Here is a 24,216-nt window from a genome sequence, read left to right on the forward strand (position 1 = left end):
CTGATGAGCGCAGAACGCACAGAGCACACGCAGCACGCAGGGCACACGGAGCACGCAGCGCAGGCGGAACACGCGGGGCAGGCGGCGGAGTTCGCGCTGCCGCGGTCCCGGGCGGCGAACGAGCGGCTGCACGCCCTGGTCCCCGGGGGCGCGCACACCTACGCCAAGGGCGACGACCAGTACCCCGAGGGCCTGGCCCCGGTGATCAGCCACGGCCTCGGGGCGCACGTGTGGGACCTCGACGGCAACCGCTACATCGAGTACGGGTCGGGCCTGCGGTCGGTGAGCCTCGGGCACGCGCATCCGCGGGTCCTGGAGGCGGTGCGGCGCGAACTGGGCCGCGGCGGCAGCTTCGTACGGCCGTCCGTCGTGGAGGTGGAGGCGGCGGAGCGGTTCCTGGCGACCGTGCCGACCGCGGAGATGGTGAAGTTCGCGAAGAACGGCTCGGACGTCACCACCGCGGCGGTGCGTCTCGCCCGCGCCGCGACGGGGCGCCCCCGGGTGGCGCTCTGCGGGGACCACCCGTTCTTCTCCGTGGACGACTGGTTCATCGGCACCACGCCGATGAACGCGGGCATCCCCGCGCAGACCACCGAGCTGACCGTCTCCTTCCCGTACGGCGACCTGGCCGCGACGGAGGAGCTGCTGCTGCGGTACCCGGACGAGATCGCCTGCCTGATCCTCGAACCCGCCGGGCACACCGAGCCGCCGCCGGGCTACCTGGCCGGGCTGCGGGCCCTGGCCGACCGGTACGGCTGCGTGCTCGTCTTCGACGAGATGATCACCGGCTTCCGCTGGTCCGAGGCGGGCGCGCAGGGGCTGTACGGGGTGGTCCCGGACCTGTCCGCCTTCGGCAAGGCCCTCGGCAACGGGTTCGCGGTCTCGGCGCTGGCCGGGCGCCGGGAGCTGATGGAGCGGGGCGGGCTGCGCCACTCCGGGGAGCGGGTGTTCCTGCTGTCGACCACGCACGGGGCGGAGACGCACGCGCTGGCCGCGGCCATGGCGGTGCAGCGCACCTACACGGAGGAGGGGGTCACCGAGCGGCTGCACGCGCTCGGGGACCGGCTCGCCGCCGGGGTCCGCGCGGCCGCCGCCGGGATGGGGGTCGGGGAGCACGTGCTCGTCCGGGGCCGGGCCAGCAACCTGGTCTTCGCCACCCTGGACGGGCAGGGGCGGCCCTCGCAGGAGTTCCGCACGCTGTTCCTGCGCAGCCTCCTGGCGGGCGGGGTGCTGGCCCCGTCGTTCGTGGTGAGCAGCGCGCTCGACGAGGCGGACGTCGACCGGACCGTGGAGGTGGTGGCCCAGGCCTGCGCGGTGTACCGCAAGGCGCTCGACGCGGGGGACCCGGGCCCGTGGACGGGCGGCCGGCCGGTGAAGCCGGTGTTCCGGCGGCTGGTGTAGGGGCGGGCCGCAGGAGGGCGGGCCGGTTGGCGCTCCGTCAACCGGCCTTCGCCGTGCGGGCGTCGGCAAGCCGGTCCACCAGCAGGGCGGCCGCCGGGGTCGCGGCCAGGGCCGTGCACCAGCCGCCGAGGGCGTCGGTCGGGTAGTGGGCGTTCAGGGCCACCTGGGCCCAGCCCATGGCGGCGCCGGCGGCGAGGGCCGCGGCGCACACCAGGAGCGTTCCGGCCGCCCAGCCGAGGGCGCCGCGCCCGGCCGCGGCGAGCGCCAGCGCGGCGGCGAGCGCGGTGAGGAAGCCCGTGTGCCCGCTCGGGTAGGAGAGGTAGCCGCCGTTGATGGTGCGGCCCGCGACGGGTTTGAGCAGGGTGGTGGCCGCCACCGTCAGGCCGGGGCCGACGAGCAGGAGGGCGGCCGCGCGGGGGCGCCGCAGCAGCAGGCAGACCGCCATGAGCACGCCGACCAGCACGGCCGCCCCGACGGGCTCCCCCAGGTAGTCGACGCCCAGGGCGAGCCGCTCCCAGGAGGGGGGCCGGGCCCCGTCCACCGCGGCCCCGATCCGCCCGTCCAGCGCCCCGGGCAGGCCGTGGCCGGCGTACAGGAAGCCGAGGGCGGCGGCCGTGAGGGCGGCGAGGCCCGCGAGCAGGGCGAGCGGGGCGCGCAGGGCCCCGGGCAGTAACGGCGGTTCGGACGGGCCCGTCCCGCGGCCGGAGCGGCCGGGCGGCTGCGGCCGGTCCCCGTCCCTGCCCTGCGCGGTGAGCGTGCTGCGGCCAGGCGTTCCCACGGGACCCCTCCCCTTCGGCGTCTGTCCGCCAGCCTAAGACTTGTTCCGCAACTCACCAAAGGGTGAGCTGAGGATCGCAGCCGGGGCGGGGTCCGGGCTTCCCGGCGTGGCCACGAGGTCGTGACTCATCCGGGGTCGCTCGGTCCCGCCGTCCGGCGGTTCGGGGAGCAGAGGCACCACGTTGCCGTGGTACTGCCACGCGTCCCGCACCCCGGGGGGTGTTCGGGCTCGGTGTGGTTGACTCCCACAGCGCTTCTTCTAGCGCTTGTGCATAGAGGTTCTGGGCGTGCCGGGACGCGGTGGTGTCCAGGTACGCGGTCTTGGGGTCGTCCACGTCGGCGAAGCGGACGAACGCGGCGAGAGCGGCAGAGACGAGGTCACGCTTGCCCGTGAGGCCGCAGGCAGTGCACTTGTGCTCGCGGTCGCGGAGGGACTTCTTCACGCGCTCACCGCACATGCAGTGCTGAGACAGGGCCGTTGACCAGGTGGAGGCCCGGACCAGTCGGCCGCCTGCGGCCTCACACTCCACCTTGAGGGCGGAGATCAGCATGCCGGGCGTGGTCTGGGAGAGACGCTTGCCCCACAGCCCGTACCAGGTGCGAATGTCGCAGTCCTCGACCACGAGCACCGGGCCGTGGGCGGCGATGATCTCCCGCGCCACCGTGCGGGCCCGGTGGCGGCGATGCTCGGCGGCCGAGGCGGCGTGTTCGGCCTGGCGGGCGCGCAGCTCCCGGTAGTTCGAGGAGAGCCGGTCACGCCGGTACGCCTGCTTGGGGACTCCGTCCGTGCGCGCGTCGCGTGCACCACCGGGAACCGTCACCGACTTGGGGACGAGTCCGGCGTCGGTGCGGCGGCGGGCGCGGGCGGTCTGCTTCTTCGACAGCCCGTACTGCCCGGTGTTCGCCGCCCGGCGGGAACGCTCCAGGGCCCGCGCCCGGCCGCGCTGCTTCTTCGCGTGCGTGACCAGCAGGGCGCGCTCGGCGTCGGTCAGCGTGATCTCGGTGGACACCGGCTTGCCGGGGCCGAGGTCGGCGGGGAAGGAGACGATCGAGAGGTTGGAGACGTTGCCGTCCACGCCGCCGATCCGGTCCAGGGCGGCGGCCTGGTCGCGCATCTCCCGTACGGCGGGGGAGGTGTGGCCGGGGCCGAGGAGCATCAGGTGCGCCTCGTACGCCCAGCCGCCCGGCACGCTGGCCTTGCGGCGGCGTACGAGGTCGACCTTGTGCCAGCGGCCGGGGTTGGTGAGGAAGTGCTCGGCCCGCGCCCACTGGCCCGGTCCCCCGGGGGTACGAACGGGGAGGACGAGGTCACCGCGCTTGCTATCGGGTCCTCCGGCGAAGACGACGGCGAGGGGGCCAGTGTGGTCCCACCAGTTCGCCTTGCGCATCATCGGCTTCCCGGCGGCGGTCATCTTCCCCGTGGGGACCTTGGCGTGCGGCAGGGCCGGCCGAGGCATGCGGCGAGGCTGGGACAGCGGGTGCTGGCCGCCGTCGGTGTTGGCCATGGCGTGGCCGTGCAGGGTGCCGACGAGGCGGAAGGTCTCCCACTTGTTGTCGGTGGTGTGGGATCGGGCGCGGCCGGGGATGCGGGTGAAGTCGTGCCAGCGGCCGACGCGGGGGCGGCCGTGACGCTGGCCGGTGGCGTCGGCGAACAGGTGCCGCTGTACGCCGTTCCACACCTCGTCGGCCATGTGCATGGCCAGGGCCTTGGAGGCGTGGTGCTTCAAGTGCCCGGCGTCTTCGAGGTGCTTGTACGCGCAGCGTTCCAGGGCCTCACGGCTGAGGCCGAGGCGCTGTCGTACGGCCATCGCGCCGTCGCGGTCGCGCTCGTTCTTGGCGGCCCAGTAGGCATCGACCTTGGCGCGGGCGTCGCGCTGTACGGCCCGCTTGATGGTCCACATTGCGCCGTACAGCTTCTCCAGCCGGGCCAGGTCGGCGGGGTCGGTGACGGCGAGCGGCAGCACCATCACCGACACGATCCCGTCGTCGGGCTTCTTCCACTTCGGGGCCTTGTTCTTCCCCCGGAACTTCCGGTCCTGGGCAGCCTGCATCACTCGTCACCTCCTGTCATTGATTAGCTGACCTACGACACGCTAGGTGATGAGTTGAGCTATGACAACCGAGGTAGAATGCGGTGCATGGCGACCACAATTCCAGGATATGAAGACGCGAAGCAGGCAGCGGCGCGACTCAAGGTGACCGTTCAGCACGTCTACAACCTCAACAGCGGACGCGACGACTTCCCCACCCCGGTCTACGTCGGGCGCACCCCGCTGTGGCCGGTGGACCGGCTGGACGCGTGGCGGGCGGCCCACCCGAAGCGCGGAGATTAACTGACCTTTTCCTAATCGGGAAGTAGATGACCTAATAGGTTGTCATGTCCGTTCGCATTGAAGATCAACATTGCCAGCCTGTGCCCCACGTCCTGCTGCACTGGACCGGCCTGTCCGTCCGGGCGTTCCTCGCCCTGGTCGGACGTGTCGCCGCTCTCCTGCCCGAACCCCGGCGTGGCCGACCGTGGGCCCTCCTGCTGGACAACCGCGTACTCCTCGCGACCGTCGCATGGCGCACCAACCTGACCCACCGCCAGCTCGCCGACCTGTTCGGCGTCGGCCTCGCCACCGTGCACCGCATCATCGACCGCATGACGCCGCTGGTCACCGGACTCCTCGAACCGCCCGGCGGCAGCCGCTCAGACCTGCGGGTCGCGGACGGCACGCTCATCCCCGTCGAGGACCAGTCGCAGACCAAGTGCGCGAAGAACTACCGGCGCTCGGTCAACGTGCAGTTCACCTTCCGTGTGCGCGACCGGCGCGTAGTCGCCGTGGGCGACGCCTGGACCGGCAACCGCAACGCCATCGCCGTCTTCCGCGAAACCATGGCCGAACAGGTCAACGACCACCGGCTGATCATCGGGGACGGCGCCTACCGCAGCGCGCCCGAGGTCATCACCAGCAAGGTCAAGAGCAAGACGTTCGCCAAGCGCCGGGCTCGGGCCGAACACGGAATCGCCCGACTCAAAGACTTCGAGGTACTGCGGCGGCACCGCCGACGCGGTGAGACGATCAACGACACCACCCGCGCCGTCGCGGTGCTCCACAACCTCAAGATCGACTATCCGTAATTACGGAAAAACTCTTAGCAACGGACCGGGTACGGCAAACTCCCTGCCGGAGGCGGGAGTTACGGGCGGGATCCGGGCGGCCCGGCCGCGCGCAGGAGCGCCAGGAGGGTGCGGGCCGGCGGGGCGTCCGGGTCGAAGAACTGGGTGGCCAGGGCCGCCGGGACCGCGGCGCCCTGGAGGCGCACCTCGTGGCAGGTGAAGCAGAAGGCCGCCTCGAAGAGGACCCCGTCGAGGGAGTCGTCGTACGCGCGGACGGCCCACCCGGGGGCGAAGCCGCAGCGGTGCCGCACGCTGCCGGGCAGGTCGCCGATCAGGGCGAGGGCCTCCCCGCACTCGGGGCCGGCCCAGTGGGCGGCCACCGCGCCCGGGTAGGGGTCGCCCCGCCGGGCGGGCAGCGCCGAGACGCGGACGACCTCGATCAGGGCGGTGGCGGCGGGGGCTCCGGCGGGCAGCAGCACGGGGGAAGTCTGCCGGACTGCGGACCGGGGCCGGGCGGCGGGTGTACGTACCCTGGTGGCATGCGCATGCGCCCCACCCTGAGCTGGACGCCCGACGGACAGCCGCAGCCCGGCAGCACGGATCTTGAACCGGTCGAGGCGGCCCTGCGGGCCGGCGGCGTGCTGGTGCTCAGCGGGGCGGGGCTGTCGACCGAGTCGGGGATCCCCGACTACCGGGGCGAGGGCGGGAGCCTGCGCCGGCACACCCCGATGACGTACCAGGACTTCACCGGCGGGGTGCAGGCCCGGCGCCGGTACTGGGCGCGCAGCCACCTGGGCTGGCGGACCTTCGGGCGGGCCCGGCCGAACGCGGGGCACCGGGCGGTGGCGGCCTTCGGGCGGTCCGGGCTGCTCTCGGGGGTGGTCACGCAGAACGTGGACGGGCTGCACCAGGCCGCGGGCAGCGCGGGCGTGGTGGAGCTGCACGGGGGCCTGGACCGGGTGGTCTGCCTGGACTGCGGGGCGCGCAGCGCCCGTGCGGAGCTGGCCGTGCGGCTGGCCGAGGCCAATCCGGGCTTCGCGCCGGTGGCGGCCGGGCTCAACCCGGACGGGGACGCGGACCTCACGGACGAGCAGGTCGGGGGGTTCCGCGTGGTGCCCTGCGCGGTGTGCGGCGGGGTGCTGAAGCCGGACGTGGTGTTCTTCGGGGAGAACGTGCCGCCGGAGCGGGTCGAGCGGTGCCGGGAGCTGGTGGACGGGGCCGCCTCGCTGCTGGTCCTCGGGTCCTCGCTGACGGTGATGTCGGGGCTGCGCTTCGTCCGGCGGGCGGCCGGGGCCGGCACCCCGGTCCTGATCGTCAACCGGGACCCGACCCGCGGCGACCGGCACGCCTCGGCCCGGATCGCGCTCCCCCTCGGGGACGCCCTCACCGGCCTCGCCGCCCGCCTCGGCGTGCCCCTGCCCGACGGGGGGCCCGGGACGGGCCCGCAGCCCGCCTCCGCCGCGCCGGACGGCCCCCGGGCCTGACCGCGCCGAGGGCCCGCCGGCCGGCCGCAGGCGCGCCCGGCCCGGCTCAGCCGCGGGTCCACGCCAGGAGGCGCTCCAGGTCCCAGGTGTTGACCACCCGCTCGGCCGGGACCCCGCACTCCTCGGCGCGGGCGCACCCGAAGATCTGCCAGGAGAGCTGGCCCGGCGCGTGCGCGTCGGTGTCCACCGCGAAGAGCGTGCCCGCCCCGACGGCCTGCCGCAGGAGGCGGCGGGGCGGGTCGAGGCGCTCCGGGCGGCTGTTGACCTCCACCGCCGTCCCGGCCTCGGCGCAGGCCGCGAAGACCTCCGCCGCGTCGAACTCCGATTCGGGGCGCCCCCGTCCGGTGACCAGGCGGCCGGTGCAGTGCCCGAGCACGTCGGCGTGCGGGTTGCGGACGGCGTTGACCATCCGGCGGGTCATGGCCCGCCGGTCCATCCGCAGCTTGGAATGGACGGATACGACGACCACGTCGAGCCGCTCCAGCAGCTCGGGCTCCTGGTCGAGGGAGCCGTCGTCGAGGATGTCGCACTCGATGCCGGTCAGCAGGCGGAAGGGGGCCCACCGGGCGTTGAGCGCGGCGACCTCGTCGAGTTGGGCGCGCAGCCGCTCCGGGGACAGCCCGCGGGCGACGGTCAGCCGGGGGGAGTGGTCGGTGAGCGCGGCCCAGGCGTGTCCGAGCCCGGCCGCGGCCCGGCCCATGTCCTCGATGGTCGCCCCGCCGTCCGACCAGTCCGAGTGGAGGTGGCAGTCCCCCAGGAGCGCGGCGCGCAGGGCCTCCCCGCGCCCGTCCTCCGTCAGCGGCCGCCCGGCCTCCTCCTCCAGCGCGGCCAGGTAGCCGGGGGTCCGGCCGGCCAGTGCCTCGGCGATCACGGCGGCCGTCTTGGGCCCGATGCCCTTGACCGCTTCGAGGGTGCCGTCCTGCGCCCGCCGGGCGGGCTCGCCGGGCTCCATGTCCGTGACGCGGGCGGCGGCCGTACGGAAGGCCTGCACCCGGTACGTCGGCGCCTGGGCGCGCTCCAGCAGGAAGGCGATCCGCCGCAGTGCGGCCACCGGATCCATCGGAGCCTCCCGCCGTGCCGGGTCCCGCCCCTCGCCCCCAGGGTCGCACCGGGCCGCGGCGCGCGCCCGCCGCGGGGGCCGGGGCGGGCACGGGTATCCCTGCGGGGCGGGGACGACAGCCGGGGGACGCCGCGCGGAGGCCGCTGCGGACGGCGTCAGGCGCCCGGGGGCCGGGGGCCGCGAAGGCGCCGCCTCCGGCGAGGACTTGTGCGGAGGGCGTGCCTGCTGCGGCACCCGGCGGGGCCCAACGGCTCTACGGCCGGGGCCCGTTGCGCCCCCGGCCCTCCCCCGCCGCCCGCATCTGCACCCGGAGGCGGGGGATTTGCGCCCGTTCGGCACGCTCCGCGGCGGCGGCTCGGCAACATTTCGGTCGCGGCGGCCGGGAAATGTGGCCGGAAGACTTCCACAGTGATGCGACATGTGAAATTTTACATGTCACACACCAACTGCCTCGTGTCCCCACACGCGGCACAACGGCCCCGGAGGCCCCCACAGATGAGCCCCCGCCCCTCCCGGATACCGATGGCAGGCGCGCGCAGACTCCCTGCGCTCGGCGCAGCCGTCTTCATGGCCCTCGGGCTGTTCGCGCCGCCGAGCCAGGCCGCCTCCGCCCCCGCCGCGGCCCCTGCCGCCCTCGCCGGCAGCGCGTCGAAGGCGGCGCCCCGGTCGATCCCGGTCCCCAAGTCGCCGGACGCGCTGAAGAACGCCTCCCGCTTCCGGATCTCCTCACAGGACGCCGCCGAGGAGACCGGCCCGGCGCCGGCTCCCCGCACGAAGGCCGCCGCGCCGGCCAAGACCTCCAAGACCGGCTCGCAGTCCTCGGCCGCGGCCGCGGTCGCCTGCCCGGACCTCGGCGGGATCGTCAACGCCACCGGCAGCTCCCTGGTCCAGCAGCTCAAGGCGCTCCCCCAGATCAACTGCACGTACCCGCTGTTCGGCCTCACCGGCGACAACGCCCGCAAGGCCTTCCGCGAGGCCCAGATGGTGACCGTCGCCAACGCCCTGCGCGACGCCTCCGCCGGGTACGCGGGCAACAACAGCGCCTCCGTCGGGCAGCTCGTCCTGTTCCTGCGCGCCGGCTACTACGTGCAGGACAACAACGCGGACGCCGTCGGCACGTACGGCCCGGCGCTGGACACCGCCGCCCGCGGCGCGCTGGACGCCTTCCTCGCCGCCCCGCGCAGCAAGGACGTCACGGACGCGAACGGCGAGATCCTCAACGAGGTCGTCACGCTGATCGACAGCACCCGCACGGCCGGCCGCTACGCCGGGACCGTCAAGTGGCTGCTCGGCAGCTACACGGGCACCTGGCCCGGCCAGATGCAGCTCACCATGGAACACGTGGAGTGGGTCGTCCAGAACGGCTTCAAGGCCGAGAACGACGACCGCGGCTGGCGGGCAGCCCTCAAGGCCGACCCCGCCATCCTCGACACCTGGGCCGCCTTCATCACCCGCAACGGCGCGCAGCTCAACCGCCTGGACGTGGTCAGCAACGTCGGCCGCCACCTCGGCAACGCCCTCGACGTCCCCGAGCTCAAGGACCGCGTGCGTCCGCTGCTCAAGGACCTGATCAACCGCTACCCCAACGTCGGCCCGACCGCACCGATCACGATGAACCTGGGCTGGTACACGCGCCAGTACGACCGCGGCAACTGCGCGGCGTACGCCATCTGCGACCTCGGCGAGCGCGTCATGCCCGCCATCCTGCCGATCCAGCACACCTGCAACCCGGGCCTGAAGATCCGCGCCCAGGACATGTCCCCCGGCCAGCTGGCGGGCACCTGTACCAGCCTGGTCAACCAGGACGCGTACTTCCACCGGATCATCGGCGACAGCGGCCCGATCCCCGGCGACGTCAACACCGACCTCGAGGTCGTGGTCTTCGACGACTACACCAACTACGCCCTGTACGCCTGGGCGATGTACAACATCGACGTCGACAACGGCGGCATGTACGAGGAGGGCAACCCGGCCGTCCCCGGCAACCAGGCCCGCTTCATCGCCCACGAGGCCCACTGGCTGCGCCCCTCGTTCGAGATCTGGAACCTCAACCACGAGTACGCGCACTACCTCGACGGCCGCTACAACATGCACGGCGACTTCGAGGCCAGCCTGACCACGCCGACCATCTGGTGGGTCGAGGGCATCGCCGAGAACATCGCATGGGGCTACCGCGACCTGCGCAACGCCGACGCGATCGCCGAGGCGGGCAAGCAGACGTACAAGCTCAGCGAGCTCTTCGACACCGTCTACAACCAGTCGGGCGACCCCGAGGCCAACTCGAACCGGGTCTACCGCTGGGGCTGGCTCGCGGTGCGCTACATGCTCCAGCAGCACCCCGCGGACATGCAGACCGTGCTCTCCAAGTACCGCACCGGTGACTGGCAGGGCGCCCGCACGCACCTGAAGCAGACCATCGGCACCCGCTACGACGCCGGCTTCGCCACCTGGCTGACCGCCTGCGCCTCGAACGACTGCGGCCCGCTGCCGGACGCCCCGGCCGTGCCCACCACCCCGCTGTGCACCTTCCCGGACCCCCGCCAGTTCGACGGGAACTGCCGCCGGGACGGCCTCTCGGCCGCCGCCGGCAACTACAGCTACCACTTCGTGTACCTGCCGGCCGGCACCACGAAGCTGACCATCACCAGCAGCGGCGGCTCCGGCAACGCCGACCTGTACTACGGCGGCGGCAGCTGGGCCACCACCGGCAGCCACCTGGCGAAGTCCGCCGGGGCCGGCAACGGCGAGACCCTGACGGTCAACAACCCGCCGTCCGGCTGGGTCTACTTCAGCCTCGCCGCCACCCAGGACTTCAGCGGCGTGAGCCTGTCCACCAGGACCGGCTGAACCGCCCGCACGGACCGCACGTCCGCCGGGGCCCCGTACGCAGCCGCGTACGGGGCCCCGGCCCGTTCCCCTTGCCGCCCCGGCCCGCCCGCTCCCGGCCCGGGGGCCGCGGATAGCATGTCCGGCCAGGCAAGACCGGCGGCGCGAGGGTGCGGCCGCCGTCCCGACCGTCCTCTCACGCATCGGCCACACAGTTGATATCCAGAGCACCAGGGCTGCTTCAGCGCACGCACGACGAACCGCCGCACTCCCCCGCTCCCCGCAGACCGCGGGCCCTGCTGTGGGGCGCGGCCGCGGCGGTGGGCCTCCTGCTGCTCGTCGCGCTGGAGGCCGCCGCCCGCCACTACGGCGTGCGCGGGCCGATCAGCAACCAGCTGCGGGAGGTGTTCCACACCCCCAAGTCCGCCCCGCTGCTGTACGGCAGCATGGCGCTGGTGCTGACGGTGCTGGACCGGCGGCAGCGGCTGCTCTCCGCCGGCGCCGCGGTCGGCATCGACCTGGTCTTCAACCTGGCCCGGTGGGCGGCCGGCGCGCCCGTGCTGCCCGGCACCGGGGCCCTGTGGGTGGTGCTGGGCTGGGGCGCCGTCGCGCTGCTGCGGCGCAGCGGCGCCGAGCGGGTGCTGCTGCTCAAGGGCGTGGGTCTGGGCCTGCTGCTGGTGACCGGCCGCAAGGCGGGCGACACCTGGCTGCTCATCACCTCCCGCAGCCGCCCGCAGGTCCTCGACCAGTACGTGGCCACCGCCGACCGCGCGCTGGGCGATCCGGCCTGGCTCGCAGGGCGGCTGCTGCGGGCCGCGGGCCCCGCGGGCGAGCACCTGCTCGACGCGGTCTACGGGCAGCTCGGGCTCGCCGCGGTGCTCGTGATGCTGTACCAGCTGCGCGGGGTGGCCGCCGGCCGCGCCTTCCCCCGCCACCACCTGGTGCGCACCTTCCTGGTGATCGGCCTGCTCGGGCCCGGGATCTACATGCTGTTCCCGGTGGTCGGCCCGGTGTACGCGTACGGGCCCGACGGCGGGGGCTGGGAGCTGGCCCGGCTGTGGCCCGATGTCGCGCCGCTGCCCGCCGATCCGCCGGTGCCGTTCCCCTTCGATGCGACCACCCCGCGCAACTGCATGCCGAGCCTGCACACCGCCTGGGCCCTGGCGATCTTCATCCACTCGCGGGACGCGGCCCGCCCGCTGCGCTGGTTCGGCACGTTCTGGCTGGTCACGACCCTGTGCGCCACGCTGGGCTTCGGCTACCACTACGGGGCCGACATCATCGCGGGCGTGGTGTTCACGCTCACGATCGAGGCGGCGCTGCGCTGCTGCGCATACGGCTGGGACCGGGCGGGCGCCGTCTTCGCGGGCGCGGGCACGGCGGTCTTCGCGGCTTTCCTGCTCTCCTACCGCTACCTGCCGGAGCAGCTGGCCGCGCACCCGTGGGTCTCCGGGCCGCTGCTCCTGCTGGCGACGGCCGCGGTGGTCCTCGGGTACGTGCGCACCACCCGGCGCGCGGAGGCCCGCCCCCTGAGCCGCCTCTAGGCAGGCTCCAGGCAGGAGCGCAGGAAGGGCAGGTCCACCTCCGCCAGGCTGGCGGCGAACACCCGCCGGGGCGAGGCCGGCACCGGGAGCAGGGAGGGCACGACGAGCACCGTGCAGCCCGCTGCCTCGGCGGAGGCGGCCCCGTCCGGGGAGTCCTCGACGGCCAGGCAGGCCGCGGGCGGTACGCCGAGCCGTTCGGCCGCCGCCCGGTAGGGGTCCGGGTGGGGCTTGGTGCGGGGGGTGTCGTCGGCGGACAGGGTGAAGGCGAACGGCACCCGGCCGAGGGCCCCGCCGGCGACCGTGTCGACCACGCTCCGCGGGGAGGCGCTGACCAGCGCGTGCGGCAGGCCGGCACAGTCCAGGGCGGCCAGGAGCCGGGCGGCGCCGGGGCGCAGCGGGGCGCCCGCGCGGACCCGTTCCAGGAAGGCCGCGCCGAGCTCCGCGGCCACGGCGGCCGGGTCCCCGGAGCCGGCGGTGCGGACCAGGTGGGCGGCCGTGTCCCCGACGGCGCGGCCGACGACCTCGGGCGCGTCGGCCGCGGTGAGGCGGTGGCCGAGGGCGGCGGCCGCCTCCTCGGTGACCTGCCACCACAGCACCTCGGTGTCGACGAGGGTGCCGTCCATGTCGAACAGGACGGCGGCGAGGGGGCTCACCGGGCGCCGGTCCCGGCGGGCTCGGCTCCCGCCGCGGCGGGTTCCGCCGGGAGGACGAGGACGGGCTGCGGGCTGATGGCGATCGCGGCGCGGGCGCCGGGGGCCAGGGCTGCGGCCTCCCGGGAGGGCAGGTCGGCCTTGATGTCCGAGCCGTCGGCCAGGCGCAGGTGGAGGCGGGTGACGGCGCCGAGGAAGGAGGCCGCGACCACGGTGGCGGGGCCCTCGGGGTCGGCGGTGGCGGTGACGTTCTCGGGCCGCACGAGCACGTCGGCGTCCGGTCCGGGCGGCAGCGGGCCGTCGACGGGCAGGCGGCAGCCGGCGGCCTCGACCAGGCCGGGGCCGGCGACGCGGCCCGGCAGGCGGTTCATGGTGCCGACGAACTGGGCGACGAACGCGGTGGCGGGGCGGGCGTAGAGCTCGGCGGGCGCGGCGCACTGCTCGAGCCGGCCGGCGTTGAGGACGGCGACCCGGTCGGACATGGACAGGGCCTCCTCCTGGTCGTGGGTGACGAAGACGGTGGTGATGCCCAGGGAGAGCTGGAGGCGGCGGATCTCGTCGCGCAGGCTCTGGCGGACCTTGGCGTCCAGGGCGGACAGGGGCTCGTCGAGGAGCAGCAGCCGGGGTTCGAGGGCGAGGGCGCGGGCCAGGGCGACGCGCTGCTGCTGTCCGCCGGAGAGCTGGTGGGCGTACCGGTCGCCGTGGCCGGGCAGGCCGACGAGTTCGAGGAGTTCGGCCGCGCGGGCGTGCCGCCTGGGCGCGGCGGTCCCCCGCACCTTCATGCCGAAGGCCACGTTGTCGCGGACGGTGAGGTGGGGGAAGAGGGAGTACGACTGGAAGACCATGCCGGCGTCGCGCCGGTTGGCCGGGACCCCGGTGATGTCGCGGCCGTCGACGAGGATGTCGCCGGAGTCGGGCTGCTCGAAGCCGGCGACCATCCGCAGGGCGGTGGTCTTCCCGCAGCCGGAGGGGCCGAGCAGGGCGAGGAGTTCGCCGGGGGCCACGGCCAGGTCGAGCCCGTCGAGGGCGGTCGTGGCGCCGAAGGAGCGGCGCAGGGCGCGGAATTCGAGGGAGGCGCCGGGGGCGGCGGCCGTGCGGGTCCGGGCCGCGGTGGCGGTGGTGGACATGGGTCAGGACTCCTTGCGGGGGGAGGCGGCCGCGGCGGTGCCCGGGGCCGTGCCGGCCCGGGAGAGGAGCAGCAGCAGCGCCCAGGTGACGATGAGGCTGAGGAGGGAGACGGCGACCGACATGCGGGCCTGGGAGCCGGAGATCGACACGATCCACACCGCGAAGGGCTGGAAGCCGAGCAGCGAGGCGATGGTGAACTCGCCGAGGACCAGGGCCAGGGTGAGGAAGGCGGCGCCGGCCAGGGAGGAGCGCAGGTTCGGCAGCAGGACCCGCACGATCGTGTAGGTCCAGGAGGCCCCGCAGTTGCGGGCGGCCTCGACGAGGGTGGGGACGTCGAGGGCGCGCAGTCCCGCGTCGAGCGAGCGGTGGACGAAGGGCAGGGCGAGGACCGTGTACGCGAGGACGAGGACGACGGGGAAGGACTCGTCCTGCACGGCGAGGAAGGTCTGGTAGAGCGGGGTGCGGGAGAAATGGTCGGGGCCCCAGCGCAGGACGGTGCCGATGCCGGTGACGAGCGCGATGGGCGGTACCACCAGGGGCAGCATGCAGGCCACTTCGACGACCGCGCGCAGGCGCGGGGCGCCGAGGCGGACCGCGACCAGGGCGGGGACGACGAGCAGCAGGGACAGGGCGATCGTGGCCGCGGCGAGCGAGAGGGACAGCAGGAGGCTGGTGGTGAAGCCGTCGGCGGCCAGGAGTTCGGTGTAGGCGTCGAAGGAGACGCCCTGTCCGGGGACGTGCACGGTGAAGACGAAGGAGGCGGCGAGCGGGAGCAGAAAGTAGGCGCCGGCGAGTCCGAGGACGGCGCCGCGCCAGATCCGCGGGCGCGGCCGGGCCCGTCGGGGGGCCTCGGCGGGGGCGCCGGACGCGGGCCCGGGCGCTGCGGGGGCCGGGGCGCCGGGGCCCGGCGCCTGGCCGGCCGGGGTGTCCGGGGCGGTGGGGGTCATCGCAGCCATCGGGCGCTCCGTCGCTGGAGGGGCAGGTAGACCGCCATCACCAGGGCGGCGATCAGGATCATGTCGAGGCCGAGGGCGAGGGCCACGTTCTCCTGGCCGGTCAGCACGTTTCCGGACAGGGCGTCCGCGATCTTCAGCGTGACGAGCGGGACCGAGCCGCCGACCAGGGCGGCGGCGGTGGCGTGCGCCGCGAAGGCGGTGCCGAAGAGGAGGACGAAGCCGCCGAGGAGGCTGGGGGCGAGGACGGGGACGCCGACGTACCGCCAGAACTGGCCGGGGGTGGCGCCCGCGTTCCGGGCGGCTTCGCGCCACTGGGGGCGCAGTCCGTCCAGGGCGGGCACGGTGACCAGGACCATGAGGGGGATCAGGAAGTACAGGTACACCGTGGCCAGTCCGGTGAAGGAGTACAGGTCCCAGCCGAGGTCGGCCAGGCCGGCCAGCTGGGTGACGACCCCGGAGATGCCGAGGGTGGCGATGAACGCGAAGGCGAGGGGGACGCCGCCGAAGTTGGCGAGGACTCCGGAGGCGGTGAGGACCGCGTTGCGCAGGGCCCCGGAGCGGGAGGTGACCACGGCCTGGGCGATGAGGACGCCGAGGACGGCGGCGATCAGCGCGGTCAGGGCGGAGAGCTGCACGCTGCCGGAGAGCGAGCCGAGGTAGGGGCCCTGGAGGGAGCGCTGGAGGTGTTCGCCGGTGGGCGTGACGGCTCCGGTGGCGGGGTCGGTGCGGGTCACGGCGCCGAAGGCGATGGCGCCGAGCGGGATGCCGAAGCAGAGCCCGGTGAAGACGAGGAGGGGGAGGGCGGCGAGCCCGGTGCGGGGGCCGCGCCGCCGGCGGCGGGTGCCGCCGGCGGGCTCCGGGTGGGGGGTGGTCGACTGCATCAGGAGACGGCCTTGTCCCACTTCTCGGCGAGGACGGCCTTGGCCCGGTCGAGCTCCTCGGAGGCGGGGAAGGCGGGCGTGCCGGCGACCTTGGGGAGCTTGGCCGTGAAGGCGGCGTCGGCGGTGCCGTCCGCGGTCATGGCGGGCAGGAGCACGGGGCGGGCGTAGCCCTTGAGCCAGAGGTTCTGGCCCTCGGTGCTGTAGAGGAACTCCATCCACAGGCGGGCGGCCGCGGGGTGCGGGGCGTCCTTGTTGACCGCCTGCGCGTAGTACTGGGCGTAGACGCCGTCGGTGGGGACGGCGACCTTCCAGTCGACTCCCTTGCCCTTGAACTGGTCGGCATAGCCGGCGTTGAGGTAGTCCCAGTCGATGGAGACGGGCGTCTCGCCCTTTTCGACGGTGGCCGGGGTGGATTCGACGGGGATGAAGTTGCCGCTCTTCTTCAGCTCGGCGAAGAAGTCGATGCCGGGCTGGATGTCGGCGAAGGAGCCCTTGTTCGCGAGGGCGGCCGCGTAGACGCCGCCGAAGGCGGAGCCGGACTTGGTGGGGTTGCCGTTGAGGGCGACCTTGCCCTTGTACTCGGGCTTGAGGAGGTCGGCGAAGGTCTGGGGGCAGTTCTTGATGCGCTTGGCGTCGCAGCCGATGGAGACGTAGCCGCCGTAGTCGTTGTACCAGCGGCCGTCGGCGTCCTTCTGGCCCGCGGGGATCTTGTCCCAGCTCTCGACCTTGTACGGGGCGAACAGGCCCTCGGCGGCGCCGCTGCGGGCGAAGGCGACGCCCAGGTCGAGGACGTCCGGGGCGCGGTCCTGCCCCTTGCGGGTCTTGACGGCGGCGATCTCGTCGGCGCTGGAGGCGTCCGGGTTCTCGCTCTTGACCTTGATCTTGTACTTGGCCTCGAAGGCCTTGATGATCTCGCCGTAGTTCGCCCAGTCCGGCGGCAGGGCGATCACGTTCAGCTCGCCCTCCTTCTCGGCCGCGGCGACGAGGCCCTTCAGGCCGCCGAACGCGGCTGCCGAGGCGGCCGTCTTCGCGTCCGCCGCGGCGCCCGCGCCGCCGGCGGCCGGGGTCTCGGCCTTGGCCCCGCAGGCGGCGGTGAGGGCGGTCAGGACGGCGGTGCCGAGCAGGGCTGCTGCGGTGCGGCGGCGGGAGGGTCCGGGCACGGGTGTCTCCTGGAGCAGTGGGAAGGGCGGTGGGGGTGTGGACTTGTCTGAACAAGCCGAGGCCCACTTCGCCCGTACCGGCCGACGCGCAGGTGAACGCGGCATGGCCCGCCCGCGAGCGCCGGCGGAATTGCCGGAGGGGGTTGGCCTGGAGGTGAACAGCAGTCAACCGGCGCTGTCCACAGGCCGGTTCCGCCGCGTGGACCAGGGGTTAGAGTGGGCGCGCGGACCGTACCGCGCGTAACCGGCTGCGCACGGGGACGGCCGGGGGCAGGGGAGATCGGGGGCAGGCCAGGTGGGGACGGCACGCTATCTGGAGATCGCCGACGCCGTGCGCCGGGCGATCGCCGCGGGCGACTACCCCGTCGGGTCCCGGCTCCCGTCGGAGAGCGAGCTCGTGGCCCGCTGGCAGGCCTCGCGCGGCACGGTCCGCCAGGCCGTCGCCCTCCTCGCCTCGGAGGGCCTGGTCGGGTCCCGGCAGGGCACCCGCCGGATCGTGCTGCGCCGTGAGCGCCGCCACAGCTTCGCCGAGCTGCACAGCTTCGCCCAGTGGGCCCGGGGCCTCGGCCTGGAGACCGCGAGCCGGATCCTGACGCGCGTCCGCCGGACCGCCACGGCCGAGGAGGCCGGCCGCCTGTCGCTGCCGCTCGGCTCCGAGGTGCTGTACGTATTGCGCCTGCGCCGCCTGGAGGGCGAACCGGCCATGGTGGAGCGCACGGCGTACGCGCCCTGGGCGGCGGACGCCGTCGAGGCGCTGCCCGAGGACTGCCCCTCGATCATGGACGGCATCGCCCGGGACTCCGGCATCGTCGCCCAGTACGGGGAGCACCTCATCGACGCCGTCGCCGCGGGCGCGGAGGACTCCGCGCTGCTCGGGGTGCGCCGCGGGACCCCGCTGCTGCGCCAGCGCCACCTCACCTGCGACCAGGCGGGCCGCCCCATCGAGTGGACCGACGACCGCTACCGCCCGGGGAGCGTCACGTTCAGCGTGAGCAATTCGGCCGCGGCCTCGCCCCTGGAGCGCCACCGCACCCTGCCGTCCTGACCCGGCGGGGCACCCGGATAGCGTTTACCTTCATTCCAATGCAACGCACCGCAGCCTTTCGTTGCATTCCCAAGCGGCCCGTTGCAACGATTTCAATGCCCTGAACTGCCATTTCCCTACACAAGCGCAATAATCTGATTGCCCATCCCTTGAATGCAACGTAGCGTTTCTCATGTCAGAAACGAACGAGCGGGCAAAGGGGTGGGGTCATGACGACAGTCCGGAACCGGCAGCAGCCGGCAGCGGCCGGGGCCTTCGGCTCCTTCGCCCGCTTCGTGGTCTGCGGCGGCGGCGTGGGGGTGGCCTCCAGCTTCGCCGTGGCGGCCCTCGCCGCCCTGATGCCCTGGGGGCTGGCCAACGCCCTCGTCACCGCGGTCTCCACGGTGCTGGCCACCGAGCTCCACGCCCGCTTCACCTTCGGCGCGGGCGGGCGCGCGACGCGGGTCCAGCACGTGCAGTCGGCCGGCTCCGCCGCGGCCGCCTACGCCGTGACCTGCCTGGCCGTGTTCGTCCTCCACCAGGTGGCGGCGGACCCGGGCCCGGTGCTGGAGCAGGCCGTCTACCTCGGCGCCTCGGCCTTCGCCGGGGTCGCGCGGTTCGCGGTGCTGCGCCTGGTGGTCTTCGCCCGCCGGGGCGCGCCGGGCGCCCGCACGGCGCAGGGCCCCGCGGTCGTGGTGCGCACCGTCCCGGCCGGCGCGGACGCGCTGTGCCGCGCCGCCTGACCCGGGCGCGGGGGCGGCGCCCGCGGGTCACAGGAGCGGGGCCAGCGCCTCCGCGGCCGCGCGCAGGGACGGGGCGTAGGACTCGATCTCCTCGCGGGTGACGAGGAAGGTGACGGTGGTGACGCTGACCCCGCCGACCGGGCTGCCGGTCGCCGGGTCCAGCACGGCGCTGCCGATGCAGCGGATCGTCGGCTCGTTCTCCTCGTCGTCCACGGCGAAGCCCCGCTCGCGCACCAGGGCCAGTTCGGCGGCGAGTGCACCCGGGGTGGTGAGGCTGCGGGGGGTGCGCCCCGGCAGGCCGGCGGATCCGGTCAGCTCCGCCACCCGCTCGGGCGGCAGGTGCGCGAGGACGCTCTTGCCGATGGCCGTGGTGTGCAGGGGGGCCTGCATGCCCACCCGGGACGCGGTCCGGAAGGGCTGGTCGCTCTCCAGCTTCCGGATGTACGTGATGCTCCCGCCGCTGTGCAGGGCCAGGTGGACGGTCTGTCCGGTGGCCTCCCGCAAGGCGGCGAGCACCTCCTCGACGGTGCGCGGCTCGCCGGCCCCGACCACCGCGGCCAGGGTGCGCAGCCGGGGGCCCGCGGCGTACCGCCCCTCGGCGTCCTGGCGGACGAACCCCTGCCCGGCGAGGGCGGCGAGGATGCGGAAGGTGCTGGACTTGGGCACGGCCGCCGCCTGCGCCAGGTCGGTGAGCCGGTGGGGTCCGCCGGGTGCGGCCACCGCCTCCACGATGCGCAGGGACTTCTCCAGGGCGCTGCCGGCCGCCGAAGTCCGCCCGCCGCGCGGGCCGTCCGGCGCGCCGGGCGCCGCGGGGCCGCCGTCTTCCCGTGTCACGCCGTCTCCCGAGGTGCCCGTCCCAGCGCGCCCCCCTGGGGGCGGTTCCGGTCCACAGTATCCCGTTCCGCCGTACGGGACGGGGCGAGTGAGCGGGCGGGCACAGGTTCGGGGTGACCGCGGGCCCGGGGCCCGCGTTGGAGGGTCATGGAGCCGTCACGCGACCGGAACACCGCCATACCCCTGGTGCCGCCCGGCCGGCACGAGGCAGAGGCCGCCCTGGTGCGGCACTACCCGCGCCTCGTCCGCCTCGCCCACCTGGTCCTGCCCCCCGAACTCGGCCGCCACCGCCGGGTGCTGCGGGCCCACGCACTGGTCCAGCGCTCGCTGGCCGGCAGCCGCGCCGCCGCCCCGCCGCCGCAGCCCCCCGCCCCGGGCGGCGAGGAGCCGGCGTACGCCTGGCTGCGCGCCCGGGTGCTGGCGCGGGCCCTGCGCAACCGCCGCCTGGCGGCCCGCGCCCCCCTCCCCTCCGTCCTGGGCCTGCGGCTCTTCCCCCGCTCCGGCAGTACGGCCGAACTCGCCCTGGACCGCGACCTCGCGCACGTCGGGCCGCCGGTGCGGGCCGCGCTCGCGCTGCGGCTGCTGGACGGGCTCGACGGGGCGCAGGCGCAGGCACTGCTGGCCGCGGTGGGCGTACGCGACCCCGCGGGTGCCGTCGGGGCGGCCGACGGGATCGCCCGTACCCTCGGGGGCCCGCCGGAGGGGTCCGGATCCCCGGCGGCGGCCGCGGGCGACTCCTCCTCCCTCCCCACGGCAGAATCGCTCCTGCTCGGCAGCGAGTTCGACCCGTGCACGGTGCAGCTGCGCCCCACGGACCTGCTGCGCCGCCGCCGGCGCACCCGCTGGGCCGCCCTCGGCGCCGGGCTGGCCGCGCTCGCGGCGGCCGCGCTGGTCCCCGTGCGGCACGACGGGCCCGAGGCGGTGCAGCCGGCCTCGGGACCGGCGGCGAGCGCCGCCCGGTTCCTGGACCCGGCCGCCCTGCAGCGCACGGACCCCGCCCGGTGGGCGGACACCTCCCGGGTGGACTTCACCGCCTGGCCGAGCCGCGGTTCGCACGTCGGCGACACCGCGCTGCTGGGGCGGGCGCTGCGCGCCTGGGGCGGCGGCGCGGGGCCCCGGGCCCGTACCGCGGCCGCCACCCGCCCCGGGCCGCCCGCAGCGCCGCCCCGCCTGCTGTTCGCCGGGCGGGCGGGCGGCGACCTGGTCGTCCTCCTCCACGAGGGCGACCGGGTGGCCCGCTACACCGAGCCGGCCTCCGGGACCGCCTCCCTGGAGCTGGCCCGCGCCGACCGCGCCGGGGTCACCACCAGCGCGGCCGTGGCCCTGACCCGGACCCCGGCCGGGGTCCGCTTCCTGCTGGCCCCCTGGATCGCCGCGGCCGCCACCCGCGACCTGCTGGACCCGCGCGCCCCGGACCGCCCCGTCACCGCGGGGCCCGACGGGGTCACCCCGGCCCTCAGCGCCCCCGCCGCCGGGGCCGGGGCGGGCGGCTGCGCCCGCCCGGCCGTGCTGTGGCTGCGCTCCTCGACCCGCATCGTGGAGGACCACAGCTTCCTCGCCGCCGACCTCGGCGGACTGCTGCCCGTCCACCTCAGCTGGACCCCGCCCCCGGAGAGCGGCGCGCCCGCGCGCCAGCCGCGGGAGGCCACGGCCCCCGCGGCGCGGGCGGCCTGGGCCCGGTCGGCGTGCCGTCTCGAGGCGCTGCGCGGGACGGACGTACGGGCCGTCAACCGCTGGGACTTCGCCGGACAGGACCTGCCCGCGGCGGGCGGCCGGGCCGCGTGGGTGTGCCTGCGGGCCGAGAGCTGGGAGGGCGCGGGCCGGGTCTCCGTGACCCTGGAGGTCCCGCCCGGCCGCGGCGGCGGGCCCGGCGAACTGCCGGTGCGCGCGGCCGGACCCACCGCCGCGTGCAGCCGCTTCGGGCAGGACATGCTCGCGGGGGCCTTCTGGACCGCGCCGTCCGGGGAGCGCTGGTTCCTGGCCGCGGGCAGCCGGCGCGTCACGTCCCTGGCGGTGGCGGGCCCGGTCACCGGAGGCGCGCAGGGCCGGCTGCTGGCCGTCCGGGTCCCGGCTGCGGGCGCCGCGCCGGGGCCGCTGAGGCTCAGCGGGAAGCTGGCTCCCGGGGGTTCGGTGGCAGGCTGGACGGCGGGGGCGCCCTGACCCGCCGTCCGCGCGCCCCGCGGGCGCGCCTGCCCGCGGCCTCCTCCGGGAGGGGTGCAGGTGCGCGCCGCGGGGCTGCGGCTGCGTAGGCTCGTCCCGGCGCACAGACGACGAGGAGAGGCACCGCATGCAGCCCGCCGGCGAAGATCCGCAGCTGGACGAGGTCAGTGTCCGCAACGCGAGGACGACACTGGTCCACCTGCTCGCCAGAGCCGGGGTGCACCCCGGCGACGCCGAGGACCTCATCGGACTCGTGGCGGCGGGCGCCCTGGCCCTGGCGCACCGGCAGGTCGCCGCGGACACCGCCGCCGCACCGGGCGACAAGGGCGAGCCCTACGCCTCGGGCTGGCTCGACGGGGCCCGCGCCGCGGCGGACCTCCTGGGCGGCCTCGCCGAGGAGGCCCTCGCGCACGCGGTCGGCGCCGGGGAGCTGCCGGACCCGGCCGCACCGGGGGCCTTCGCGCCCGTGGGGCGGATGGACGTGGAGCGGACGCGGGTGGCGGTGACGGAGCTGTACCTGTCGTTCACCGAGGTCTCCGAGCTGGACCCGGAGGTGTCGGCCGAGGTGCTGACGGCGGTGCTGGCCACGATGGGCACCCGCGAGCGGGCGGGGTACCCGGGGCGGCTGACGCGGTTCGCCGCCGCCCACCGGCCCCGGATCCAGCGGCTGTACGCGCAGTTCGGGCCCGGGAGCGCGACCGCGATCCACAGCCGGTACTCGCTTCTGCACTCCCCCGCCGGCATCGCCGTGCTGGAGCGGCTCGTGGCCGCTGCGGGGCCGCTCCGCGCCGAGTGGGACGCCGCCGAGCTGCCGCCCGCCTGGCTGGACGGTCCGGCGGCGGCCTGGGAGGGCCCGGCCTGAGCTGCCGCAGCGCCGGGCCCCGGCTCCGTGCCGCGGCCCGGCGGCTGCGGGTCAGGCCCCGGCCCGTGCCGGACGCCGCCTGCGGCCCGCGGGCGGCACGAGGCGCAGCAGGGTGTGCACGACGGCGTCGATGCCGTCGTGGGAGGGCTCGTCGGTGACGTGGGTGAGCAGCCGCGCCAGGGTGTGCAGGAGCTGCGGTGAGGCCATGACGCGGGGGTGGAGCAGGGGCCGGTAGCCGTAGCGGGCGAAGACGAGGTCCCCGGCCAGGTTGCCGAGCCGGTAGTAGCGCCCCCAGCGGCGCTGGATCTCGGCCGGGTACTGGTGCAGCGCGTGCTCGCGCCGCGGGCCCCCGGGCCGGGCGAGGGCGAGCGCGACGGTGTCGGCGGCGACCTCCGCGGCCTCCATGGCCTGGGCGATGCCCTCGCCGCTCCAGGGGCTGACCATGCCCGCACTGTCGCCGACCAGCAGCAGGCCGCGGCGGTACTGGGGCTTGCGGTTCATGCCCATGGGGAGCGGCGAACTGCGCAGCGGGGATTCGGCGCTGTCCTCGCCGATGCCCCAGTGCGCGGGGAGGCGGGGCAGCCAGTGGTCCATGGCGGCGCGCAGGTCGACGGGCTTGCTGCGGCGCTGCGGCAGGGCGCCGAGGCCGACGTTGACGCGGCCGTCGCCGAGGGGGAACACCCAGCCGTAGCCGGGCAGGTCGAGCCCGGTGCGCGGGCAGCGCAGGTCGGCCCAGAGCTCCAGGTAGGCGTCGTGGGTGCGGGCGGGGCTGCGGTAGTAGCGGCGGGCTGCGGCGGCGACGGGCCGGCTGGAGTCGCGTACGAGCCCCAGGGCGACGGCGGTGCGGGCGGAGGCGCCGTCGGCGGCGACGACGAGGGGGGCGCGGTAGCGCACCGGCTCCCGGTCGGGGCCGCGCAGGGCCTCGACGCCCGTGAGGCGCCCGGAGCGGTCGGTGGTCGGGGCGGTGACCTTGACGTGGGTGCGCAGGCGGGCGCCGGAGGCCTGGGCGTGGGCGGCGAGCAGGTCGTCGAAGTCGTGCCGGCTGCGGGTCAGGCCGAAGTCGGGGAGGCTGCCCAGGCGGGGCCAGTCGAGCTCGACGGAGCGGTCCTCGCAGACCCAGCGCATGCCCTTGTTCCGCATCCAGCCGGGGGCGTTGACGTCCAGGCCGAGGCGGACGAGCTGGGCGACGGCGCGCGGGGTGAGCCCGTCCCCGCAGACCTTCTCGCGGGGGAACCCGCTCTTCTCCAGGAGCAGCACGTCCAGGCCCGCGCGCGCCAGGTGCGCCGCAGCGGCCGAGCCCGCGGGTCCGGCTCCCACGACGATGACCTGTGCTTCCTCTTCGCGGTCGGTCCCCTCCCGGTGGGCGGGGCTGCTCTGCGGGGCGCGGTGGCCCGTCACGTCGTCCGTCTCGTTGGTCACTCCCTTCACTATGCCGCGCCCGCCCGGGGCGAAACCTCCGCCGCGCGCCGGGTGGCGGGGGCCGATCGGGGCCCCGGGCACAGCGCCAAAAGGACCCAATACCGCACACACCGGTGGAATCTGATTGACCGGAGGGTGCCCCGCTCCTAGCGTCCCCTTCCAGTCCCGAGGCCGACCGGCGGCCCCCTGTGACCGGAGGCAGCG

The 24,216-nt window shown here is 75.3% G+C and carries 21 protein-coding genes; 10 read left to right on the forward strand and 11 right to left on the reverse strand.

What is annotated here, in order from left to right:
- Nucleotides 1-3 precede the first annotated feature (3 nt).
- The gene (locus tag ACZ7JZ_RS22105) at nucleotides 4-1,401 is read left to right on the forward strand and encodes a glutamate-1-semialdehyde 2,1-aminomutase (protein WP_470941734.1); all 1,398 of its coding nucleotides are present in this window, start codon (nucleotides 4-6) and stop codon (nucleotides 1,399-1,401) included.
- Nucleotides 1,402-1,438: 37 nt separating this feature from the next.
- Here the strand turns inward: ACZ7JZ_RS22105 and ACZ7JZ_RS22110 are convergent, their stop codons facing one another.
- Both ACZ7JZ_RS22110 and ACZ7JZ_RS22115 read right to left on the reverse strand, forming a co-directional pair.
- Nucleotides 1,439-2,179: a phosphatase PAP2 family protein gene (locus ACZ7JZ_RS22110; RefSeq protein ID WP_470941736.1), complete on the reverse strand. Its 741-nt coding sequence runs from the start codon at nucleotides 2,177-2,179 to the stop codon at nucleotides 1,439-1,441.
- 52 nt (nucleotides 2,180-2,231) lie between these two features.
- Nucleotides 2,232-4,229 (reverse strand): zinc ribbon domain-containing protein, encoded by a 1,998-nt coding sequence (locus tag ACZ7JZ_RS22115; protein ID WP_470941738.1) that lies wholly within the window; start codon nucleotides 4,227-4,229, stop codon nucleotides 2,232-2,234.
- Between the two features lie 87 nt (nucleotides 4,230-4,316).
- Here ACZ7JZ_RS22115 and ACZ7JZ_RS22120 point away from each other — a divergent pair, with 87 nt between their 5' ends.
- Both ACZ7JZ_RS22120 and ACZ7JZ_RS22125 read left to right on the forward strand, forming a co-directional pair.
- Nucleotides 4,317-4,511, forward strand: a complete 195-nt coding sequence (locus ACZ7JZ_RS22120; protein WP_470941740.1) for a helix-turn-helix transcriptional regulator — start codon at nucleotides 4,317-4,319, stop codon at nucleotides 4,509-4,511.
- 80 nt (nucleotides 4,512-4,591) lie between these two features.
- The gene (locus tag ACZ7JZ_RS22125) at nucleotides 4,592-5,302 is read left to right on the forward strand and encodes a transposase (RefSeq protein WP_470941743.1); all 711 of its coding nucleotides are present in this window, start codon (nucleotides 4,592-4,594) and stop codon (nucleotides 5,300-5,302) included.
- Between the two features lie 59 nt (nucleotides 5,303-5,361).
- Here the strand turns inward: ACZ7JZ_RS22125 and ACZ7JZ_RS22130 are convergent, their stop codons facing one another.
- Nucleotides 5,362-5,760: a hypothetical protein gene (locus tag ACZ7JZ_RS22130; RefSeq protein ID WP_470941745.1), complete on the reverse strand. Its 399-nt coding sequence runs from the start codon at nucleotides 5,758-5,760 to the stop codon at nucleotides 5,362-5,364.
- A gap of 60 nt (nucleotides 5,761-5,820) precedes the next feature.
- Here ACZ7JZ_RS22130 and ACZ7JZ_RS22135 point away from each other — a divergent pair, with 60 nt between their 5' ends.
- A complete protein-coding gene (locus ACZ7JZ_RS22135) occupies nucleotides 5,821-6,765 on the forward strand; it encodes an NAD-dependent protein deacetylase (protein ID WP_470941747.1) in 945 nt (314 codons plus the stop codon).
- A 46-nt stretch (nucleotides 6,766-6,811) separates the two neighbouring features.
- On the opposite strand, the gene ACZ7JZ_RS22140 is transcribed toward ACZ7JZ_RS22135, so the two are convergent.
- Complete coding sequence (locus tag ACZ7JZ_RS22140) at nucleotides 6,812-7,825, reverse strand: PHP domain-containing protein (protein ID WP_470941749.1); 1,014 nt, start codon at nucleotides 7,823-7,825, stop codon at nucleotides 6,812-6,814.
- Nucleotides 7,826-8,320: 495 nt separating this feature from the next.
- Here ACZ7JZ_RS22140 and ACZ7JZ_RS22145 point away from each other — a divergent pair, with 495 nt between their 5' ends.
- Complete coding sequence (locus ACZ7JZ_RS22145; RefSeq protein ID WP_470941752.1) at nucleotides 8,321-10,672, forward strand: M9 family metallopeptidase; 2,352 nt, start codon at nucleotides 8,321-8,323, stop codon at nucleotides 10,670-10,672.
- Nucleotides 10,673-10,866: 194 nt separating this feature from the next.
- The gene (locus tag ACZ7JZ_RS22150; RefSeq protein WP_470941754.1) at nucleotides 10,867-12,195 is read left to right on the forward strand and encodes a DUF5933 domain-containing protein; all 1,329 of its coding nucleotides are present in this window, start codon (nucleotides 10,867-10,869) and stop codon (nucleotides 12,193-12,195) included.
- Here ACZ7JZ_RS22150 and ACZ7JZ_RS22155 read toward each other — a convergent pair.
- From ACZ7JZ_RS22155 to ACZ7JZ_RS22175, 5 genes are read right to left on the reverse strand one after another with little or no spacing between them, the layout of a single operon-like run.
- Nucleotides 12,192-12,818, reverse strand: a complete 627-nt coding sequence (locus ACZ7JZ_RS22155) for an HAD family hydrolase (RefSeq protein WP_470941880.1) — start codon at nucleotides 12,816-12,818, stop codon at nucleotides 12,192-12,194. The genes ACZ7JZ_RS22150 and ACZ7JZ_RS22155 overlap by 4 nt on opposite strands.
- A gap of 26 nt (nucleotides 12,819-12,844) precedes the next feature.
- Nucleotides 12,845-13,972 carry an ABC transporter ATP-binding protein gene (locus ACZ7JZ_RS22160; protein ID WP_470941756.1) on the reverse strand — a complete coding sequence of 376 codons (1,128 nt, stop codon included), beginning with the start codon at nucleotides 13,970-13,972 and terminating at the stop codon, nucleotides 12,845-12,847.
- A gap of 3 nt (nucleotides 13,973-13,975) precedes the next feature.
- Nucleotides 13,976-14,920 carry an ABC transporter permease gene (locus ACZ7JZ_RS22165; RefSeq protein WP_470941883.1) on the reverse strand — a complete coding sequence of 315 codons (945 nt, stop codon included), beginning with the start codon at nucleotides 14,918-14,920 and terminating at the stop codon, nucleotides 13,976-13,978.
- A complete protein-coding gene (locus tag ACZ7JZ_RS22170) occupies nucleotides 14,917-15,810 on the reverse strand; it encodes an ABC transporter permease (RefSeq protein WP_470941758.1) in 894 nt (297 codons plus the stop codon). The genes ACZ7JZ_RS22165 and ACZ7JZ_RS22170 overlap by 4 nt, the downstream gene beginning before the upstream one ends.
- Nucleotides 15,810-16,970: an ABC transporter substrate-binding protein gene (locus tag ACZ7JZ_RS22175; protein ID WP_470941760.1), complete on the reverse strand. Its 1,161-nt coding sequence runs from the start codon at nucleotides 16,968-16,970 to the stop codon at nucleotides 15,810-15,812. The genes ACZ7JZ_RS22170 and ACZ7JZ_RS22175 overlap by 1 nt, the downstream gene beginning before the upstream one ends.
- A gap of 295 nt (nucleotides 16,971-17,265) precedes the next feature.
- Between ACZ7JZ_RS22175 and ACZ7JZ_RS22180 the strand changes: the two genes are divergently transcribed.
- Together ACZ7JZ_RS22180 and ACZ7JZ_RS22185 are read left to right on the forward strand one after the other, a co-directional pair.
- Nucleotides 17,266-18,015 (forward strand): GntR family transcriptional regulator, encoded by a 750-nt coding sequence (locus tag ACZ7JZ_RS22180; RefSeq protein ID WP_470941763.1) that lies wholly within the window; start codon nucleotides 17,266-17,268, stop codon nucleotides 18,013-18,015.
- 209 nt (nucleotides 18,016-18,224) lie between these two features.
- Nucleotides 18,225-18,737 carry a hypothetical protein gene (locus ACZ7JZ_RS22185; protein WP_470941766.1) on the forward strand — a complete coding sequence of 171 codons (513 nt, stop codon included), beginning with the start codon at nucleotides 18,225-18,227 and terminating at the stop codon, nucleotides 18,735-18,737.
- 27 nt (nucleotides 18,738-18,764) lie between these two features.
- Here ACZ7JZ_RS22185 and ACZ7JZ_RS22190 read toward each other — a convergent pair whose 3' ends face one another.
- A complete protein-coding gene (locus ACZ7JZ_RS22190) occupies nucleotides 18,765-19,571 on the reverse strand; it encodes an IclR family transcriptional regulator (protein ID WP_470941769.1) in 807 nt (268 codons plus the stop codon).
- Between the two features lie 147 nt (nucleotides 19,572-19,718).
- Here ACZ7JZ_RS22190 and ACZ7JZ_RS22195 point away from each other — a divergent pair, with 147 nt between their 5' ends.
- Nucleotides 19,719-21,731, forward strand: coding sequence for a hypothetical protein (locus tag ACZ7JZ_RS22195; protein WP_470941771.1), 2,013 nt, complete (start codon nucleotides 19,719-19,721; stop codon nucleotides 21,729-21,731).
- Nucleotides 21,732-21,858: 127 nt separating this feature from the next.
- Complete coding sequence (locus ACZ7JZ_RS22200; protein WP_470941773.1) at nucleotides 21,859-22,593, forward strand: hypothetical protein; 735 nt, start codon at nucleotides 21,859-21,861, stop codon at nucleotides 22,591-22,593.
- A gap of 51 nt (nucleotides 22,594-22,644) precedes the next feature.
- Here the strand turns inward: ACZ7JZ_RS22200 and ACZ7JZ_RS22205 are convergent, their stop codons facing one another.
- Complete coding sequence (locus ACZ7JZ_RS22205) at nucleotides 22,645-23,991, reverse strand: geranylgeranyl reductase family protein (protein WP_470941886.1); 1,347 nt, start codon at nucleotides 23,989-23,991, stop codon at nucleotides 22,645-22,647.
- Nucleotides 23,992-24,216: the final 225 nt, after the last annotated feature.

The organism is Streptomyces sp. NPDC038213 (genome assembly GCF_055600495.1).

Excerpts from the sequence above, each read along its gene's own strand:
- ACZ7JZ_RS22105 (WP_470941734.1), top strand. The coding sequence starts at position 4 with ATGAGCGCAGAACGCACAGAGCACACGCAGCACGCAGGGCACACGGAG.
- ACZ7JZ_RS22115 (WP_470941738.1), bottom strand. The coding sequence starts at position 4,229 with ATGCAGGCTGCCCAGGACCGGAAGTTCCGGGGGAAGAACAAGGCCCCG.
- ACZ7JZ_RS22120 (WP_470941740.1), top strand. The coding sequence starts at position 4,317 with ATGGCGACCACAATTCCAGGATATGAAGACGCGAAGCAGGCAGCGGCG.
- ACZ7JZ_RS22135 (WP_470941747.1), top strand. The coding sequence starts at position 5,821 with ATGCGCATGCGCCCCACCCTGAGCTGGACGCCCGACGGACAGCCGCAG.
- ACZ7JZ_RS22140 (WP_470941749.1), bottom strand. The coding sequence starts at position 7,825 with ATGGATCCGGTGGCCGCACTGCGGCGGATCGCCTTCCTGCTGGAGCGC.
- ACZ7JZ_RS22145 (WP_470941752.1), top strand. The coding sequence starts at position 8,321 with ATGAGCCCCCGCCCCTCCCGGATACCGATGGCAGGCGCGCGCAGACTC.
- ACZ7JZ_RS22155 (WP_470941880.1), bottom strand. The coding sequence starts at position 12,818 with ATGGACGGCACCCTCGTCGACACCGAGGTGCTGTGGTGGCAGGTCACC.
- ACZ7JZ_RS22160 (WP_470941756.1), bottom strand. The coding sequence starts at position 13,972 with ATGTCCACCACCGCCACCGCGGCCCGGACCCGCACGGCCGCCGCCCCC.
- ACZ7JZ_RS22165 (WP_470941883.1), bottom strand. The coding sequence starts at position 14,920 with ATGACCCCCACCGCCCCGGACACCCCGGCCGGCCAGGCGCCGGGCCCC.
- ACZ7JZ_RS22170 (WP_470941758.1), bottom strand. The coding sequence starts at position 15,810 with ATGCAGTCGACCACCCCCCACCCGGAGCCCGCCGGCGGCACCCGCCGC.
- ACZ7JZ_RS22185 (WP_470941766.1), top strand. The coding sequence starts at position 18,225 with ATGACGACAGTCCGGAACCGGCAGCAGCCGGCAGCGGCCGGGGCCTTC.
- ACZ7JZ_RS22195 (WP_470941771.1), top strand. The coding sequence starts at position 19,719 with ATGGAGCCGTCACGCGACCGGAACACCGCCATACCCCTGGTGCCGCCC.
- ACZ7JZ_RS22200 (WP_470941773.1), top strand. The coding sequence starts at position 21,859 with ATGCAGCCCGCCGGCGAAGATCCGCAGCTGGACGAGGTCAGTGTCCGC.